Source organism: Shimia sediminis (genome assembly GCF_003990645.1).
In the GTDB taxonomy this organism is placed as follows: domain Bacteria; phylum Pseudomonadota; class Alphaproteobacteria; order Rhodobacterales; family Rhodobacteraceae; genus Shimia; species Shimia sediminis.
Genome location: NZ_RYZK01000016.1, coordinates 17,960 through 32,231, shown reverse-complemented (window position 1 = coordinate 32,231; position 14,272 = coordinate 17,960). Strand labels below are relative to the sequence as shown.

The following is a 14,272-nucleotide window of genomic DNA, read 5'->3' as shown; positions in this document are numbered from 1 at the left end:
CAAGACCCCCTTTCAGGAGACCCCCATTATGGCAACCGTTGCTGTCACTGATGCCACCTTTGACGCCGAAGTCAAAAACTCTGACGTTCCCGTCGTCGTCGATTTCTGGGCCGAATGGTGCGGCCCCTGTAAGCAGATTGGCCCGGCTCTGGAAGAGCTGTCGGCCGAGATGGAAGGCAAGGTAAAGATCGTCAAAGTCGACGTCGATTCCAACCCGAATTCGCCCGCCGCCATGGGCGTGCGCGGCATTCCGGCGCTGTTCATTTTCAAGGACGGTCAGGTTGTTTCGAACCGCGCAGGTGCGGCCCCGAAAGCGGCGCTGCAAAGCTGGATCGAAGACTCGATCTGATCGCAAATCACATGATTTGAACGAACGGGCGCCACTGCGGCGCCCGTTTTTTTGCGCGCGTCGCGAGCCGCCTGTAAATGCTTAACAAATCGCAAAAATGGGCAAAGTGACGATGTTGTACAACTTTTTTGAGGGCCTTTCTCCATGTTGTACAACTTGGTCATTCGGAGATTTCGCCGCAAAATGGATCAAACCGGCCAGCGAAGCACCGCCAGCCTGTTGCGGATTTTTTCCTCGGCCTCGGGGCGGCCTGCGTTGATCGACATGTGTTGCAGGAACCACCAGACATAGCCGGCATAGTCGGGGACAATATCCTGCACCCGGGCAAACGCCGCGTCCACACCCAGAGATGAGACGTTGCAGGCGATGTGGTGAAAGTCGATCTTGGCGAACAGAACGCAAGGCTTGCCAAAGAAGAAGCCTGAAAACGCCACGCCGGAATTCTGGGTCACGATATAGTCGCACCCGGCGAGCAGGGGCTCCATGTCGCCGATGCGAATTTCCAGCCGGTCAAAATCGTGGTCGAGTTTGTCGAGCGCCTGAATCTCGTCAGGCTCGTAATGCTCCTTGGGGTGGAGCGCGGCGATGATTGGCCTGTCGGGCACCTGTTCCAGCACGCGTTGCAGCATTCTGATCGGGCTGCACTCCTGAAACGACCGCCTTTCAAGCAGCTTGCCCTGCAGCGGCACATAAACAAAACCGTCACGGGTGACATTGCGCAACGCGTCGCCAAACAGGCGCTTTTGCCAGTAGCCGTAGAACCGGTTGATCTCAGCGCGGTTTACGTCGGGCAGATCGAACCGGGCGCGCGCGACATCCCAGTCCCAACGCTGATTGCCGTGTTCGATGTGCCAGAACGGGTAGAAATAGTTTCGCCGAATGGTCGCGCCACGCGGATTTAGCGGGTCCTGCATGTGAAACAGGCTGTAGCCCGGATCGTCAGGACGCGCGCGCGAGGGGTCCTGGAAATCAACGCCCATGCCAGCGGCGCGCACGACTGTTTCAATCTTGCCAATAAAGTTATGTTCGCCAGCTTCGGCGCTTTGGCGCAGGCCGTCGGGCAGGAAGAAGGTCACATGGGGTTCGGCGGTCATGATGTGACGCTATTGGGTTCGCGCCGATGCGACAACCCAAGGCTTGTACAGCGCGGCGTCGAGCCTCATATAGGGCGTCAGACAAACAGGAGGCCCCCATGGCAGACGATCACTTTCCCGGCTGGCACGGCACAACCATCATAGGCGTCAAGAAAGACGGCGAGGTCGTTGTTGCTGGGGATGGGCAGGTTTCCCTGGGTCAGACCGTCATCAAGGGCTCGGCGCGCAAGGTGCGGCGTCTGTCCCCCGGTGGATATGAGGTTGTGGCGGGATTTGCGGGATCGACCGCGGATGCCTTTACGCTGCTGGAGCGGTTGGAGGCCAAGCTGGAGGCGACTCCCGGACAGCTGGCGCGCGCGAGCGTGGAATTGGCCAAGGACTGGCGGACCGACAAGTACCTGCAAAAGCTCGAGGCGATGCTGATCGTGACGGATGGCACGGACATGTTCGTGATCACCGGGGCAGGGGATGTTCTGGAACCGGAACATGATGTGGCGGCGATCGGATCGGGCGGCAACTTTGCCCTCGCGGCGGCGCGCGCGATGATGGACAGCGACAAACCAGCCGAACAGGTGGCGCGCGACGCGATGGCGATTGCGGCGGACATCTGCGTTTACACCAATGGCAACCTGACAGTTGAGAAGATCTGAGAATGACTGACCTGACCCCCCGCGAAATCGTCTCGGAACTGGACCGTTTCATCATCGGCCAGAAGGATGCCAAACGTGCCGTGGCCGTGGCGCTGCGCAACCGCTGGCGGCGCAAGCAGTTGTCGGATGATCTGCGCGAAGAGGTGTATCCCAAGAACATCCTGATGATCGGCCCGACCGGTGTCGGCAAGACCGAGATCAGCCGTCGTCTGGCAAAGCTGGCTAAGGCGCCGTTTATCAAGGTTGAGGCGACGAAGTTTACCGAAGTGGGCTATGTCGGGCGCGATGTTGAGCAGATCGTGCGTGATCTGGTGGATAGCGCCATTGCCATGACCCGCGACATGATGCGCGATGAGGTCAAGGCCAACGCCCATGCTGCCGCCGAAGAGCGTGTGGTCGAAGCCATTGCCGGGCAGGACGCCCGCGAAGGCACACGCGAGATGTTCCGCAAAAAGCTGAAGTCCGGCGAGCTGGATGACACGGTGATTGAGCTGGACGTTGCCGATACTTCGAACCCGATGGGCGGCATGTTCGACATTCCGGGACAGCCCAGCGGCCAGATGGGCATGATGAATCTGGGTGATCTGTTTGGCAAGGCGATGGGCGGCCGCACGGTGAAGCGTCGCATGACGGTGGCGGAAAGCTACGAGGTTCTGATCTCGGAAGAGGCAGACAAGTTGCTGGATGACGAGACCGTGACTCGGGCCGCGCTGGAAGCGGTTGAGCAGAACGGGATCGTGTTTCTGGACGAGATCGACAAGGTCTGCGCGCGGCAGGAAACGCGCGGTGGCGATGTCAGTCGTGAAGGCGTGCAGCGGGATCTGCTGCCGTTGATCGAAGGCACAACCGTCAGCACCAAACATGGGCCGGTGAAAACCGACCATATTCTGTTCATTGCCTCCGGGGCGTTTCATATCGCCAAACCTTCGGACCTGTTGCCGGAACTTCAGGGGCGCTTGCCGATCCGTGTGGAGCTGCGCGCGCTGACGGAAGAGGACTTTGTCCGCATTCTGACCGAAACGGATAACGCGCTGACCCTGCAGTACACGGCGTTGATGGGCACAGAAGACGTCACCGTAACCTTTACCGAAGAGGGCATTGCCGCGCTGGCCAAGATTGCAGCAGATGTGAACCAAAGCATCGAGAACATCGGGGCACGCCGACTGTACACGATCATGGAGCGGGTGTTCGAAGAACTGAGCTTTACCGCACCGGATCAGTCTGGCCTGTCGGTGACGGTTGACGCCGCGTTTGTCGAGAAGAACCTGGGCGAATTGACCAGATCGACTGACCTCAGCCGATATGTTCTTTGATATTCATCGCCGTTTGCTTTTAAGTACGCCCTAGTTGGTATGTGCTTTGGCGGACGGTGAATGATGTTCAAAAGGCTGTTTTGGGTTTGTTTGTGTGTTTGCCTTGCCGCATGTGCTGACAGAACTCCGGCGCCCATTGTGCCGCTGCAACCGGACATTCAGCGCGACTCGCGGAGTTTGCTGGTCGCGACCAACCGCGAGCGGAACGAGCTTGGGTATTTCAGCGATGTGCGCGCGGAAGAGACGGCGTACCTGAGAACGGTTGTTGGCATCCCGCCGGGCCACAATCCGGGTGATGCGCCAAAATACAGCGACAATCCCAATCCCAAGAAACATTTTACCATCGCGGAAGAGCAGGAGCTGAAGGGTAAAGAGGCCTTTCTGCGAGAGCTGAAGGCCCAGCTGAGGGCATTGCCGCCGGAACAGCGCGAAGTCACGCTGTTTGTGCACGGGTACTTTAATGGCTACTCGGATTCGGTTTTCCGGGGCGCGCAGTTGTTCAGCGATTTCGACACGCCAGGGGTTGGCGTTGTCTTTTCCTGGCCCAGCGCAGGACGCCCGACCGGGTATACCTATGACCGCGAGAGTGTGCTGTTTGCGCGGGACTCGTTAGAGGAAGTCCTGAGAACCCTGTCGCAGGCCGGGGCGCGAAATGTCCTGATCATGGCGCATTCAATGGGTGGCCTGCTGACGATGGAGGCCCTGCGTCAGATCGAAATGACCAACCCGAACTGGGCACATCGCAATATTGCCAGTGTGCTTTTGATATCGCCCGATATCGCGGTGGATCTGTTCAAGGAACAGCTTGACCGCGTCGGGCGCCTGCCGAGCCAGTTCGTCGTCTTTACGTCGGGATCTGACAAGGCCTTGCGGCTTTCATCATTGATCAACTCTGGCACGGACCGGTTGGGGCTGGGGAACAGTTCTGCCGAGCTTTCCGAGTATCCGATCATCTTTGTCGATGTGACGGACTTTAATGACGACGCCAAGAACTCGCACTTTGTGGTTGCAGAGTCTCCGGCGCTGATTGCCCTGTTTAACGGGGCCGCAAACCATGAAGAGTTTGCCCAAGGTCGTTCGAGAACCGTGCTGGACACCATGACGGACCGGACCGTGCAGTTGAACAAATCTGTCATCTACCAGCTGGGTCCGGAAGAGGATCAGTCCGAGCTGCGTTAGTGGCGTCTGAGATAGACGTAATAGGCACCGGTTCCACCGTGTTTGAGGTGAGCTTCGGCGACTTGCAGGACCGCGCCGGACAGCGGCGGCATCGTCAACCATTGCGGCACCTGATGCTTTAGCACGCCCAGCCGCACGGGGATGGGCCCATCATCGCGTTTGGATTTGCCTTTGCCGGTGATGACAAGAACCAGACGTTTGCCTTCGGCATGAGACCGCAGGATGAACCCGGTGAGCGCCGGATGAGCCTGTGCCAGCGTCATGCCGTGCAGGTCAATCTTGCCCTCTGGCAGCATCTTGCCGCGCTTCATCTTGCCAAACTTCTTTTTGTCCATGCGCAGCGGGGTTTTGGCGACCCTCTCGGATATGCCGGGCAACACATCATGTCCGGGGGAGGACGGTTTGCCATTTGCGCCGATCTCAAAGCTGCCGATCCGGGGCTTGGCCACCTTGATCGGCTTGGGCTTGGGTTTGGGGACCTCGTTCAGGTGTTTCTCGAGGTGAAACCGTTGGGCGGTCTCGGCCACTTTGCGCCACAGGTCAATTTCGTCCGGAGTCAGTTTTCTGCGAGTCACAGCACGGCCTCGGGCAACATGGCATAGGCGCGCTGGATCGGGAGCAACACGATCATACGGCCGTTGTCTTTCAAACGGCCGGCGTCGCGGCCCGCCTGATCACCGGTTCCGAAAAAGATGTCGGCGCGCTGTGCGCCTTTGATGGCAGAGCCGGTGTCCTGGGCGATCATCAGACGCCGGAGCGGGTTTTCACCGTCTTTTTCAACCCAGACCGGCGCGCCAAGGGGCGTGAACTTGGGGTCGACGGCAATGCTGCGCATGGTGGTGATGGATCGGTTCATCGCGCCCAGTGGCCCCCTGTCGGCGGGCACGCGGCTGACCTCGCGAAAAAAGACATAGGAATCGTTGTGGCGCAGAAGCTCGGCGCCATCGACCGGATTGCGGCGGACCCAGTTCTTGATGACCTGCGCGCTGACCTGATGCGAGGAATAGACGCCACGGCGCACCAGCTCGACGCCAATGGACCGATAGGGGTGGCCGTTTGAGCCGCCGTAGCCGACGCGGAGATAGCTGCCATCAGGCAGTTTCACCCGGCCTGAACCCTGGATCTGCAGGAAAAACAGTTCAACCGAGTCATCCACCCAGGCGATTTCGAGCCCGCGCCCGTCCATCACGCCACTGGTTTCGATCTGACGACGGGACAGCCATTGCGACTGCGCCCGTGCCTCGGGGGGTGTGCGATACAAAGGGTATCGATACCGCGCAGTGGGGCGCAATGCGCCGTCAAGCTCCGGTTCAAAGTACCCAGTAAACAGGGGGTCATTTCCGTCCTCGATCAGAACCGGGCGAAACAGCAGTTCAAAGAACTGTTTCGGGTCGCTGAAATCTTCGGCGGCGGCGCATAACGATTGCCAATCCGGCGCGTCAAAATCCATGCAGGTGTTGCGAAACACGTCCAAAGCGGCGGCGTGATCGTCCACCGACCAGCCATCAAGGTCAGAGAAATCCAGAATGGTGTAGGTGGTTTCAGACATGGCAGGAGCGCTGGACAAAACCAGCCCAGCGCAAACAGCCGCCCGAAACCAACGGATCATTCGCCCGTCGCGACAAGCTGCCAGTTGGGATCGTCGGACCCCATGATGCGGGCAAAAGTCCAGACGTCCTTTTGCTTTTTGACGTGGCGCTCGTCGCCTTCGATGATGTCACCGGCGCGATCGCGCACGACATGGGTCAGCTCGCCGACAAAACGAATGGTGACTTCGCCTTCGCGGGTGTCCGGATCAAAGCTTGCGTCGTGCAGCGCCATTTCACGGACACCGACAAATTCGCTTTCGACGGTCAGGCCCTGGGCCTCGCGCGAGTCGACGACCTGGGAAAAGGCCTCGTAAACCTCTTCGGAGAGGAAGGGCAGGATGCTCGACATGTCGCCTTTTTCAAAGCTCATGAGGATCATCTCGTATGCGCCGCGCGCGCCCTGCAGGAATTCGCTGACGTGGAATGAGGGCTCGGCGGCCTTCATCGCGCCCAGCGCTTCGGCGGCTTCGCTGTCGGCGGGCACGTGATCGAGAATGTCGGCATCTGGCCCGCCCTCGATCACTTCGAGGTCGGGGCCACGTTTTTGCGGTTGAGCGACCTCGCGAGGCGGTTCAAAACCGTCGCGTGTTCCCAAGACATTTCTCAGTCGCAATATCAGGAAAACTGCGATTCCGGCCAGGACCAGAAGTTGAATGATAGGCGACGATTGCATTTGGACCTCGTAAAGGGGCATGGAAACAGACTTGTATCGCACTTATGTAAGTCACGGGCCGGGTCAAGTCCACCGGGCCAGCAAACCTTTGGAGAATGAAGTTATGTGGCTGTTTTTGGCCTTTCTTGGTGTCCCGCTGATCGAGATCGCGCTGTTTGTTCAGATCGGAGGGGTAATCGGCTTGTGGCCAACGCTGCTTGTCGTCGTCATTACCGCCGTCATTGGTACCTTTCTGGTGCGCACTCAGGGGCTGATGGCGCTGGGCAAGCTTCAGCGGTCTTTTGCCGAACTTGATGATCCAACGGAACCCTTGGCGCATGGCGCCATGATCCTGATTGCAGGCGCGCTATTGCTGACGCCGGGATTTTTTACAGACGCGGTGGGTTTTGCCCTTTTGATGCCGCCGGTGCGGGTTGGCGTGTTCAGATACCTGCGGTCGCGGGTTCGGGTTCAAAGCTTTTCGATGGGGGGCATGCACCAACACCAGCACCGCCCCGGACCACAATCTGACGTCATTGACGGAGAGTTCACCGAGGTCGATCCCGACAAGCGTCCGACACATCAGCCCTCGGGTTGGACTAAGCATTGAGGCCCCTGACGCAACCTGATAAAGCAGCCGGGACTTTTAGATTTCAGGAGAAACTCAATGGCTGAGAACGGCAACGGTGCGGCGCAAGCGCCCCAGATCCGCATGAACGTTTTGGCACAGTTCATTCGGGACATGTCATTCGAAAACATCCTTGCGCAGAAACGTGCGCAGGGCGAAGTGCAGCCCGATGTTCAGGTGCAGGTGAACCTTGACGCGCAAAAGCGCGACGTCGAGCATCAGTACGAAGTGGCGATCAAGCTGAACGTTGTTTCAAAGGCCAAGGAAACCGGCGCCGAGATGTTCATTTTCGAGCTGGAGTATGCCGGTGTGTTCCACATCGAAGGTGTGCCGGAAGATCAGCTGCATCCGTTCCTGTTGATCGAATGCCCGCGCCTGTTGTTCCCGTTCCTGCGCCGCATCGTATCGGACGTGACACGCGACGGTGGTTTCCCGCCGCTGAACCTGGAGAACATCGACTTTATGCAGCTGTACCGTCAGGAAGTTGCGCGTCGTCAGGCCGAGCAGCCTCAGGGCACCGCCTGAAGATAAGGAACACGTCGGCTTACGAGGTGTTCACCCAAGTTTGGCCCACAAGGCATCGTCGCCCATCTTGGCAACGAAGTTTTCGTGGGCCTTCTTTTCCTGATCCGACAGACGAGAGGGCAGAGGGGTCGCACGCGGTGCGGCGCGCCAGTCGCTGTCTTCGACAACACCGGCCTTTTTCTTGGTGTCCGCCGCCAGAACCAGACCCGGCTGTCGCCCGCCAATCAGTTCAAGATACACTTCGGCCAGAATTTCCGAGTCGAGCAGCGCGCCGTGCAGGGTGCGCGACGCATTGTCGATGCCAAAGCGGCGGCAAAGCGCATCCAGCGAAGCGGGAGAACCGGGAAATTTCTTGCGGGCGATGGCGAGGGTATCAAGCGCCTGTTCAAAGGGAATGGGCGCGAGACCCATCCATTTCAACTCGGCATTGATGAACTTCATATCAAAGGACGCGTTGTGGATCACCAACCGGGAATCGCCGACAAAATCGACAAATTCCTGGCCGATCTGCTTGAACACCGGCTTGTCCGAGAGAAACTCGTCCCCCAGCCCGTGCACCTCGAACGCCTCTTGCGGCATAGAGCGTTCGGGATTGATGTATTGGTGATAGGTGCGGCCCGTCGGCATGTGGTTCAGCAGTTCCACGCCGCCGATTTCGACAATGCGGTCCCCGGTGTTCGGATCGAGCCCGGTGGTTTCCGTATCCATCACGATTTCACGCATTGGCGAGTTTTTCCCTGATCTCTTGCACTATCTTGTCCACCTGCGTGCGGGCATGGTCAAGGGTGTCGGTGATCACAACATAGTCCGACCGCGCGCATTTCTCATCGTTGGGCATTTGCTTTGCCCGGATCTGAAGGAACTGTTCACGGGTCATGGTGCCGCGTTCCATCACGCGTTTTTCCTGAGTTTCAGGTGGAACAGAGACACAAACGACGGCATCAACCTCTCTGTGGCCATTGCCTTCGAACAGCAGCGGGATGTCGAAAACAAGGATGTCTGCGGTGGAATTTGCCGCAAATTCGGCGCGGTCCAGTGCTACGAGCGGATGCACGATCTGCTCTAGCGTTTTCAGAACGGCCGGATCCTGGCCGATCATCTCTTTCAGCTTGTCGCGCGAGACGGCGCCATCAACCACCGCGCCGGGCAGGGCGTCCGCAATCGGCGCGACGGCTGCGCCGCCCTTGGCATACATCCGGTGCACGGCGGCGTCCGCGTCCCACACGGCGCAGCCTGCGGCGGCAAAGAGTTTCGCCGTAGTGGATTTCCCCATGCCGATTGAGCCGGTCAGGCCAAGACGAAAGCTCATCGCAGGGCCGCCTGTCGGGTTGCATCATCCACGATGGGCCGCATGCCAAACCAGCGTTCAAAACCGGGGACCGCCTGATGCAAAAGCATACCGAGACCATCAACCGTGGTGCACCCCGCCTGTTCAGCCGCAGCAAGGAGATGTGTTTTCAGGGGGTTGTAGACGAGATCGGTGACAACAGCCCCGGCATTCAGCCCATCCAGCGGCACGCGAAGTTCCGGTTTGCCGGTCATTCCAAGAGAGGTCGTGTTCACGATGGTCGCGCCATTTTCAATGGCATTGCCCGCCTGCACCCAATCCACAACGGTCAGACGGGTGCCAAACTCTTCCCGCAGGGTTTCGGCGCGAACCCGTGTGCGGTTCGAGATCAGAATTTCGGGCACACCGGCATCCAGAAGAGAGGCAATCACGGCCCGCGCCGCGCCACCGGCCCCAAGCACAACGGCAGGACCGGACTCTGGCGTCCAATCGGGCGCGCCCTGACGTAGGTTTTCGATAAAGCCATAGCCGTCCGTGTTGTCGCCAATAATCTTGCCGTCATCGCGGATGATCAGCGTGTTCACCGCGCCGATCAGCGTGGCGCGATCCGTCACCTGATGCACCAGCTCCATGACTTTTTCTTTGTGGGGAATGGTGACGTTGGCCCCGACAAAGCCCATTTTCGGCAGCGCCTTGATCACCTTTTTCAGGTTCTCGGGCGCAACATCCATCGGAATGTAATGCCCCTTAAGGCCAAGGGTACGCAGCCAGTGACCGTGCACCTGGGGGGATTTCGAATGGGCAATCGGATGCCCGATCACACCCGCCAATGGGATTTTCGGTAATGTCATGACGCCAATTCTCCGCGCACCGTCAGGTAGTTGAGCAATTCGATGAGGGGCAGACCCAAAACGTTGAAATAGTCCCCGTCCACCCGACGGAACAGCCTTACGCCTTCTTCTTCGAGTTTGTAACCACCCACGGACCAACGAATGCTGTCCCAGTTGCGGGCAAGGTAGTCGTCGAGATAGGTCTCAGAGAAATCGCGCATCTGCAGGCGCACAACGCCAATGTGCCGCCAGACGAGCCGGTTTTCGTGAAACACAACAATGGCCGAAAGCAGCTGGTGCTTTTGCCCCCTGAGCGTTTGCAACTGCGCGCGGGCCTCATCCACATCGCGCGGTTTGCCGAACACGCGGCCCTCAAACTCGAGAACCTGATCGCATCCGATGACCAGCTTGTCGGGGTGTTTCATGGCAACCTTGCCGGCCTTGGCCTCGGCCAGGGCATCTGCGATGTCGCGGGCGGGGGCCTCTTCTGCTTCTAAAGCGCGGCGCAGCATCTCTTCGTCGACCCTGGCGGTGACAACATCAAAGCTGACCCCGGCATTTTTCAGCAAGGTCGCGCGAATTTCAGAACCGGAAGCCAAGATGATGTCATGCGCCATGTGGATAAATCCGTGGAGTTTGTGCTGCGAAGCCTGAGCTCTATTTCTGTGAAATTCCTGAGACCTTGGCAAGCCGTGGGAAACTGCCGTGTTTCACGCTGTTTCACGGATTTCGTCCCCTAGGGAGAAGGATAAAGCCGGAGTTGGAGAAAACTGAAGTATCCTGTGTTGTTCCAGTGTTTTCCTCAAACCATCCACAAGGTATATCAGTTTAAGAGATTGATAATGTTACTGATTTCTGAGAAATCCAAATTTGTTTGAAAACTGTATGCTCTGTTTTCCCCCTGTGGAAATCCAACGGGAAAACACAGTAATCCACAGGATCTGGCCTTACTACAAAAACATCATCCTTTCTCTTTCTATTATATTTATTTAAGGAGGGCCCAATCAGAGAGCGGAAAGATCATGTCCTATTTCCTGGCTGACATTTACCCATATGTTTTGGCGTTCCATATCATGGCCGTCCTGTCGTGGATGGCGGGGCTGTTCTATTTGCCCAGACTGTTTGTCTATCACGCTGAACGCGCAGAAGTTGGCGATCAGCTGGACGAGACATTGAAGATCATGGAGTTCAAGCTCCAGCGCTATATCATGTCGCCTGCCAGCATCGCGGCCTGGGCGGCTGGGCTGACGCTGGTGTTCACGCCGGGGGTGGTCGACTGGTCTGCGGTGTGGCCCTATACCAAGGGCGCCTGTATCATCGCTATGACGGTCTTTGACCACTGGCTGATGATCATGCGCAAGCGGTTTGCGCGGGGTGAGAACACGTTGCCCGGCCGTACCTATCGGATGATGAACGAAGTGCCGACGATCCTGATGATCGTGATCGTGCTGTCGGTGGTTGTTAAGTTCTGAGGTGTTTGACTCTGGGCGGTCAAATCCTTAGATAAGGGGCAACAGGCCCGTCCGGGCCATGTGTCTTCCAATTTCAAATCGAGAACCACGGCCCTGACCGGTCGTGATGGGATATTTTCTATGAGCATCGAAAAACTGGCTCTTGCCGAGCTGAAGGCTACGAGCCCCAAAGACCTGCTGGCCGTCGCTGAAGAGCTTGAGATCGAAAACGCCTCGACCATGCGCAAGGGCGAGATGATGTTCCAGATCCTGCGTGAACGCGCGGATGAAGGCTGGGAAGTCTCAGGCGATGGGGTTCTTGAGGTGTTGCAGGATGGCTTTGGTTTCCTGCGTTCGCCCGAGGCCAACTATTTGCCGGGTCCTGACGATATCTATGTCAGCCCCGAAATGATCCGTAAATACTCACTGCGGACTGGTGATACCATCGACGGTGTTATCAAGGCGCCTGAGGACAACGAGCGATATTTTGCGCTGCAGGATGTGGCGCACATCAACTTTGAGTCCCCGGAAAAGGCCAAGCACAAGATCGCCTTTGACAACCTGACGCCGTTGTATCCGGATGAGCGTCTGAAGATGGAAATCGAAGATCCGACCATCAAGGACAAATCCGCTCGTGTCATCGACCTGGTGGCGCCGATTGGCAAAGGTCAACGGTCGCTGATCGTGGCACCGCCGCGGACCGGTAAAACCGTGATCCTGCAGAACATTGCGCATTCGATCGAGGCCAACCACCCGGAATGCTATCTGATCGTTCTGTTGATCGACGAGCGCCCGGAAGAGGTGACCGACATGCAGCGTTCGGTGAAGGGCGAAGTTGTGTCTTCGACCTTTGACGAACCCGCGACGCGTCACGTTGCCGTGGCTGAAATGGTGATCGAAAAAGCCAAGCGTCTGGTCGAGCATAAACGAGATGTTGTTATCCTTCTCGACTCGATCACAAGACTTGGTAGGGCTTTCAACACCGTGGTGCCGTCCTCGGGTAAGGTTCTGACCGGTGGTGTGGATGCCAACGCCCTGCAACGCCCCAAGCGTTTCTTTGGTGCCGCACGGAATATCGAAGAAGGTGGGTCGCTGACCATCATCTCGACCGCGCTGATTGATACCGGCAGCCGCATGGACGAGGTGATCTTTGAAGAATTCAAAGGCACTGGTAACTCGGAAATCGTGCTGGATCGCAAGATCGCCGACAAACGCGTCTTCCCAGCCATCGACATTCTCAAGTCGGGCACACGGAAAGAAGACCTGCTTATCGACAAGATCGACCTGCAGAAGACCTTTGTTCTGCGGCGTATCCTCAACCCGATGGGTACGACGGATGCGGTCGAATTCCTGTTGTCGAAGTTGAAGCAGACCAAGACAAACTCGGAATTCTTTGACTCGATGAACACCTAAGGGTTTCGCGATGGCCTATGTGCCTGACACGATTTTTGCGCTGGCCACGGCCCCCGGTAAAGCGGGGGTCGCTGTCATTCGCGTGTCTGGTTCGCTGGTGGGCGCGGCGGGCGAGGTGCTGTTCGGAGCATTGCCAGAACCGCGCATCGCGACGCTGAAGGTTCTGAGGGATCATGAGGGGCGGCGGCTGGACCAGGCGTTGGTGCTGTATTTTCCTGAGAAAAACAGCTTTACCGGCGAAAGCGTGATTGAACTGCACCTGCATGGCTCGGTTGCGGTGGTCAACGCGGTGCTGCGGGTGTTGTCGGATATCGACGGTCTGCGGCTTGCCGCAGCCGGAGAGTTTACCCGACGCGCGCTGGAGAACGGGTGCCTGGATCTGGCGCAGGTCGAGGGGTTGGCTGACTTGATCGATGCCGAAACCGAGGCGCAGCGACGGCAGGCCCTGCGGGTGCTTTCTGGTGATTTGGGGGATCTCGCAGGAGGATGGCGGGACAAGCTGATCCGAGCTGCGGCCTTGCTAGAGGCAACCATCGATTTTGCTGACGAAGAGGTGCCGGTTGATGTGACGCCGGAGGTTCAGGAACTCTTGGCCCATGTGCGCACAGAGCTGGAGCGAGAGATCACAGGCGTTGAGACGGCAGAGCGCATTCGCACAGGGTTTGAGGTGGCTATCCTGGGCGCGCCGAATGTCGGAAAATCAACACTTCTCAATGCCTTGGCGGGGCGCGAGGCGGCGATAACGTCGGAGTATGCCGGCACGACCCGCGATGTGATCGAGGTTCGTATGGACCTGAATGGCCTGCCTGTGACCCTGCTAGATACGGCGGGACTGCGGGAAACCGAAGATCACGTCGAAGGTATCGGGATTGAGCGGGCAAAGCAGCGCGCCGATGCCGCGGATTTGCGTGTGTTCCTGATCGAAAAGGGGCAACACCCTGACTTTGACCCACGGCCGGGCGACATTGTGCGCGCCGCCAAGGGGGATATGCTGGAGGATGCGCAGGATGCCATTTCTGGCAAGACAGGGCAGGGTGTGGGTCAGCTGGTTCGCGACATCACTGAGCAGCTGTCGGATCAGGCGGCGCGCTCTGGTATCGCGACGCGGGAGCGGCACAGGGTGGCAATGAACCGTGCTTCGGACGGTTTGAATGCGACGCATGCTGTGCTTGCGCTGGGTCCGGATCACTACGAGATCGCGGCAGAAGAGCTGCGCAGCGCAATTCGGGCTTTGGATTCCATTGTCGGTCGCGTAGATGTCGAAAACCTTTTGGATGAAATCTTTTCGAGCTTTTGCATCGGCAAGTAAGG

The 14,272-nt window shown here is 58.2% G+C and carries 17 protein-coding genes; 9 read left to right on the top strand and 8 right to left on the bottom strand.

Annotated features, from left to right (window positions below):
• The first annotated feature begins 28 nt into the window (after window positions 1–28).
• Complete coding sequence (gene trxA, locus EK369_RS20390) at window positions 29–349, top strand: thioredoxin (RefSeq protein ID WP_127116124.1); 321 nt, start codon at window positions 29–31, stop codon at window positions 347–349.
• A gap of 188 nt (window positions 350–537) precedes the next feature.
• Here trxA and EK369_RS20385 read toward each other — a convergent pair whose 3' ends face one another.
• On the bottom strand, window positions 538–1,443 hold the full coding sequence (locus EK369_RS20385) for a hypothetical protein (protein ID WP_127116123.1): 906 nt from the start codon (window positions 1,441–1,443) through the stop codon (window positions 538–540).
• 98 nt (window positions 1,444–1,541) lie between these two features.
• Between EK369_RS20385 and hslV the strand changes: the two genes are divergently transcribed.
• From hslV to EK369_RS20370, 3 genes are all read left to right on the top strand, one after another.
• A complete protein-coding gene (gene hslV / locus EK369_RS20380) occupies window positions 1,542–2,093 on the top strand; it encodes an ATP-dependent protease subunit HslV (protein WP_127116122.1) in 552 nt (183 codons plus the stop codon).
• A gap of 2 nt (window positions 2,094–2,095) precedes the next feature.
• Window positions 2,096–3,406, top strand: coding sequence for an ATP-dependent protease ATPase subunit HslU (hslU, locus tag EK369_RS20375; RefSeq protein WP_127116121.1), 1,311 nt, complete (start codon window positions 2,096–2,098; stop codon window positions 3,404–3,406).
• Window positions 3,407–3,544: 138 nt separating this feature from the next.
• Window positions 3,545–4,585 carry an alpha/beta hydrolase gene (locus EK369_RS20370; protein WP_164727063.1) on the top strand — a complete coding sequence of 347 codons (1,041 nt, stop codon included), beginning with the start codon at window positions 3,545–3,547 and terminating at the stop codon, window positions 4,583–4,585.
• Here the strand turns inward: EK369_RS20370 and EK369_RS20365 are convergent.
• From EK369_RS20365 to EK369_RS20355, 3 genes are read right to left on the bottom strand one after another with little or no spacing between them, the layout of a single operon-like run.
• Complete coding sequence (locus EK369_RS20365; protein WP_127116119.1) at window positions 4,582–5,160, bottom strand: Smr/MutS family protein; 579 nt, start codon at window positions 5,158–5,160, stop codon at window positions 4,582–4,584. The two genes, EK369_RS20370 and EK369_RS20365, sit on opposite strands and share 4 nt — an antisense overlap.
• On the bottom strand, window positions 5,157–6,194 hold the full coding sequence (mltA, locus tag EK369_RS20360; protein WP_127116118.1) for a murein transglycosylase A: 1,038 nt from the start codon (window positions 6,192–6,194) through the stop codon (window positions 5,157–5,159). Before mltA ends, EK369_RS20365 begins: the two co-directional genes overlap by 4 nt.
• A complete protein-coding gene (locus EK369_RS20355) occupies window positions 6,191–6,847 on the bottom strand; it encodes a Tim44/TimA family putative adaptor protein (RefSeq protein WP_127116117.1) in 657 nt (218 codons plus the stop codon). The genes mltA and EK369_RS20355 overlap by 4 nt, the downstream gene beginning before the upstream one ends.
• 103 nt (window positions 6,848–6,950) lie before the next feature.
• On the opposite strand from EK369_RS20355, the gene EK369_RS20350 reads away from it, so the two are divergent.
• On the top strand, window positions 6,951–7,436 hold the full coding sequence (locus tag EK369_RS20350) for an FxsA family protein (protein ID WP_127116116.1): 486 nt from the start codon (window positions 6,951–6,953) through the stop codon (window positions 7,434–7,436).
• Window positions 7,437–7,493: 57 nt separating this feature from the next.
• Window positions 7,494–7,979 carry a protein-export chaperone SecB gene (gene secB, locus EK369_RS20345; RefSeq protein ID WP_127116115.1) on the top strand — a complete coding sequence of 162 codons (486 nt, stop codon included), beginning with the start codon at window positions 7,494–7,496 and terminating at the stop codon, window positions 7,977–7,979.
• A 30-nt stretch (window positions 7,980–8,009) separates the two neighbouring features.
• Here the strand turns inward: secB and dnaQ are convergent, their stop codons facing one another.
• From dnaQ to EK369_RS20325, 4 genes are read right to left on the bottom strand one after another with little or no spacing between them, the layout of a single operon-like run.
• Window positions 8,010–8,702 carry a DNA polymerase III subunit epsilon gene (gene dnaQ / locus EK369_RS20340; RefSeq protein ID WP_127116114.1) on the bottom strand — a complete coding sequence of 231 codons (693 nt, stop codon included), beginning with the start codon at window positions 8,700–8,702 and terminating at the stop codon, window positions 8,010–8,012.
• Window positions 8,695–9,288: a dephospho-CoA kinase gene (gene coaE, locus EK369_RS20335; RefSeq protein ID WP_127116113.1), complete on the bottom strand. Its 594-nt coding sequence runs from the start codon at window positions 9,286–9,288 to the stop codon at window positions 8,695–8,697. The genes dnaQ and coaE overlap by 8 nt, the downstream gene beginning before the upstream one ends.
• Window positions 9,285–10,118, bottom strand: a complete 834-nt coding sequence (locus tag EK369_RS20330) for a shikimate dehydrogenase (protein WP_127116112.1) — start codon at window positions 10,116–10,118, stop codon at window positions 9,285–9,287. Before EK369_RS20330 ends, coaE begins: the two co-directional genes overlap by 4 nt.
• Window positions 10,115–10,714 carry a Maf family protein gene (locus EK369_RS20325; protein ID WP_127116111.1) on the bottom strand — a complete coding sequence of 200 codons (600 nt, stop codon included), beginning with the start codon at window positions 10,712–10,714 and terminating at the stop codon, window positions 10,115–10,117. Before EK369_RS20325 ends, EK369_RS20330 begins: the two co-directional genes overlap by 4 nt.
• A gap of 405 nt (window positions 10,715–11,119) precedes the next feature.
• Between EK369_RS20325 and EK369_RS20320 the strand changes: the two genes are divergently transcribed.
• From EK369_RS20320 to mnmE, 3 genes are all read left to right on the top strand, one after another.
• On the top strand, window positions 11,120–11,569 hold the full coding sequence (locus tag EK369_RS20320; protein ID WP_127116110.1) for a CopD family protein: 450 nt from the start codon (window positions 11,120–11,122) through the stop codon (window positions 11,567–11,569).
• Window positions 11,570–11,689: 120 nt separating this feature from the next.
• Complete coding sequence (gene rho / locus EK369_RS20315) at window positions 11,690–12,961, top strand: transcription termination factor Rho (protein ID WP_127116109.1); 1,272 nt, start codon at window positions 11,690–11,692, stop codon at window positions 12,959–12,961.
• A 10-nt stretch (window positions 12,962–12,971) separates the two neighbouring features.
• Window positions 12,972–14,270: a tRNA uridine-5-carboxymethylaminomethyl(34) synthesis GTPase MnmE gene (gene mnmE / locus EK369_RS20310; protein ID WP_127116108.1), complete on the top strand. Its 1,299-nt coding sequence runs from the start codon at window positions 12,972–12,974 to the stop codon at window positions 14,268–14,270.
• Window positions 14,271–14,272: the final 2 nt, after the last annotated feature.

Excerpts from the sequence above, each read along its gene's own strand:
- EK369_RS20385 (WP_127116123.1), bottom strand. The coding sequence starts at position 1,443 with ATGACCGCCGAACCCCATGTGACCTTCTTCCTGCCCGACGGCCTGCGC.
- coaE (WP_127116113.1), bottom strand. The coding sequence starts at position 9,288 with ATGAGCTTTCGTCTTGGCCTGACCGGCTCAATCGGCATGGGGAAATCC.
- mltA (WP_127116118.1), bottom strand. The coding sequence starts at position 6,194 with ATGATCCGTTGGTTTCGGGCGGCTGTTTGCGCTGGGCTGGTTTTGTCC.
- mnmE (WP_127116108.1), top strand. The coding sequence starts at position 12,972 with ATGGCCTATGTGCCTGACACGATTTTTGCGCTGGCCACGGCCCCCGGT.
- hslV (WP_127116122.1), top strand. The coding sequence starts at position 1,542 with ATGGCAGACGATCACTTTCCCGGCTGGCACGGCACAACCATCATAGGC.
- hslU (WP_127116121.1), top strand. The coding sequence starts at position 2,096 with ATGACTGACCTGACCCCCCGCGAAATCGTCTCGGAACTGGACCGTTTC.
- EK369_RS20320 (WP_127116110.1), top strand. The coding sequence starts at position 11,120 with ATGTCCTATTTCCTGGCTGACATTTACCCATATGTTTTGGCGTTCCAT.
- EK369_RS20325 (WP_127116111.1), bottom strand. The coding sequence starts at position 10,714 with ATGGCGCATGACATCATCTTGGCTTCCGGTTCTGAAATTCGCGCGACC.
- EK369_RS20350 (WP_127116116.1), top strand. The coding sequence starts at position 6,951 with ATGTGGCTGTTTTTGGCCTTTCTTGGTGTCCCGCTGATCGAGATCGCG.
- trxA (WP_127116124.1), top strand. The coding sequence starts at position 29 with ATGGCAACCGTTGCTGTCACTGATGCCACCTTTGACGCCGAAGTCAAA.
- EK369_RS20330 (WP_127116112.1), bottom strand. The coding sequence starts at position 10,118 with ATGACATTACCGAAAATCCCATTGGCGGGTGTGATCGGGCATCCGATT.
- secB (WP_127116115.1), top strand. The coding sequence starts at position 7,494 with ATGGCTGAGAACGGCAACGGTGCGGCGCAAGCGCCCCAGATCCGCATG.
- dnaQ (WP_127116114.1), bottom strand. The coding sequence starts at position 8,702 with ATGCGTGAAATCGTGATGGATACGGAAACCACCGGGCTCGATCCGAAC.
- rho (WP_127116109.1), top strand. The coding sequence starts at position 11,690 with ATGAGCATCGAAAAACTGGCTCTTGCCGAGCTGAAGGCTACGAGCCCC.
- EK369_RS20355 (WP_127116117.1), bottom strand. The coding sequence starts at position 6,847 with ATGCAATCGTCGCCTATCATTCAACTTCTGGTCCTGGCCGGAATCGCA.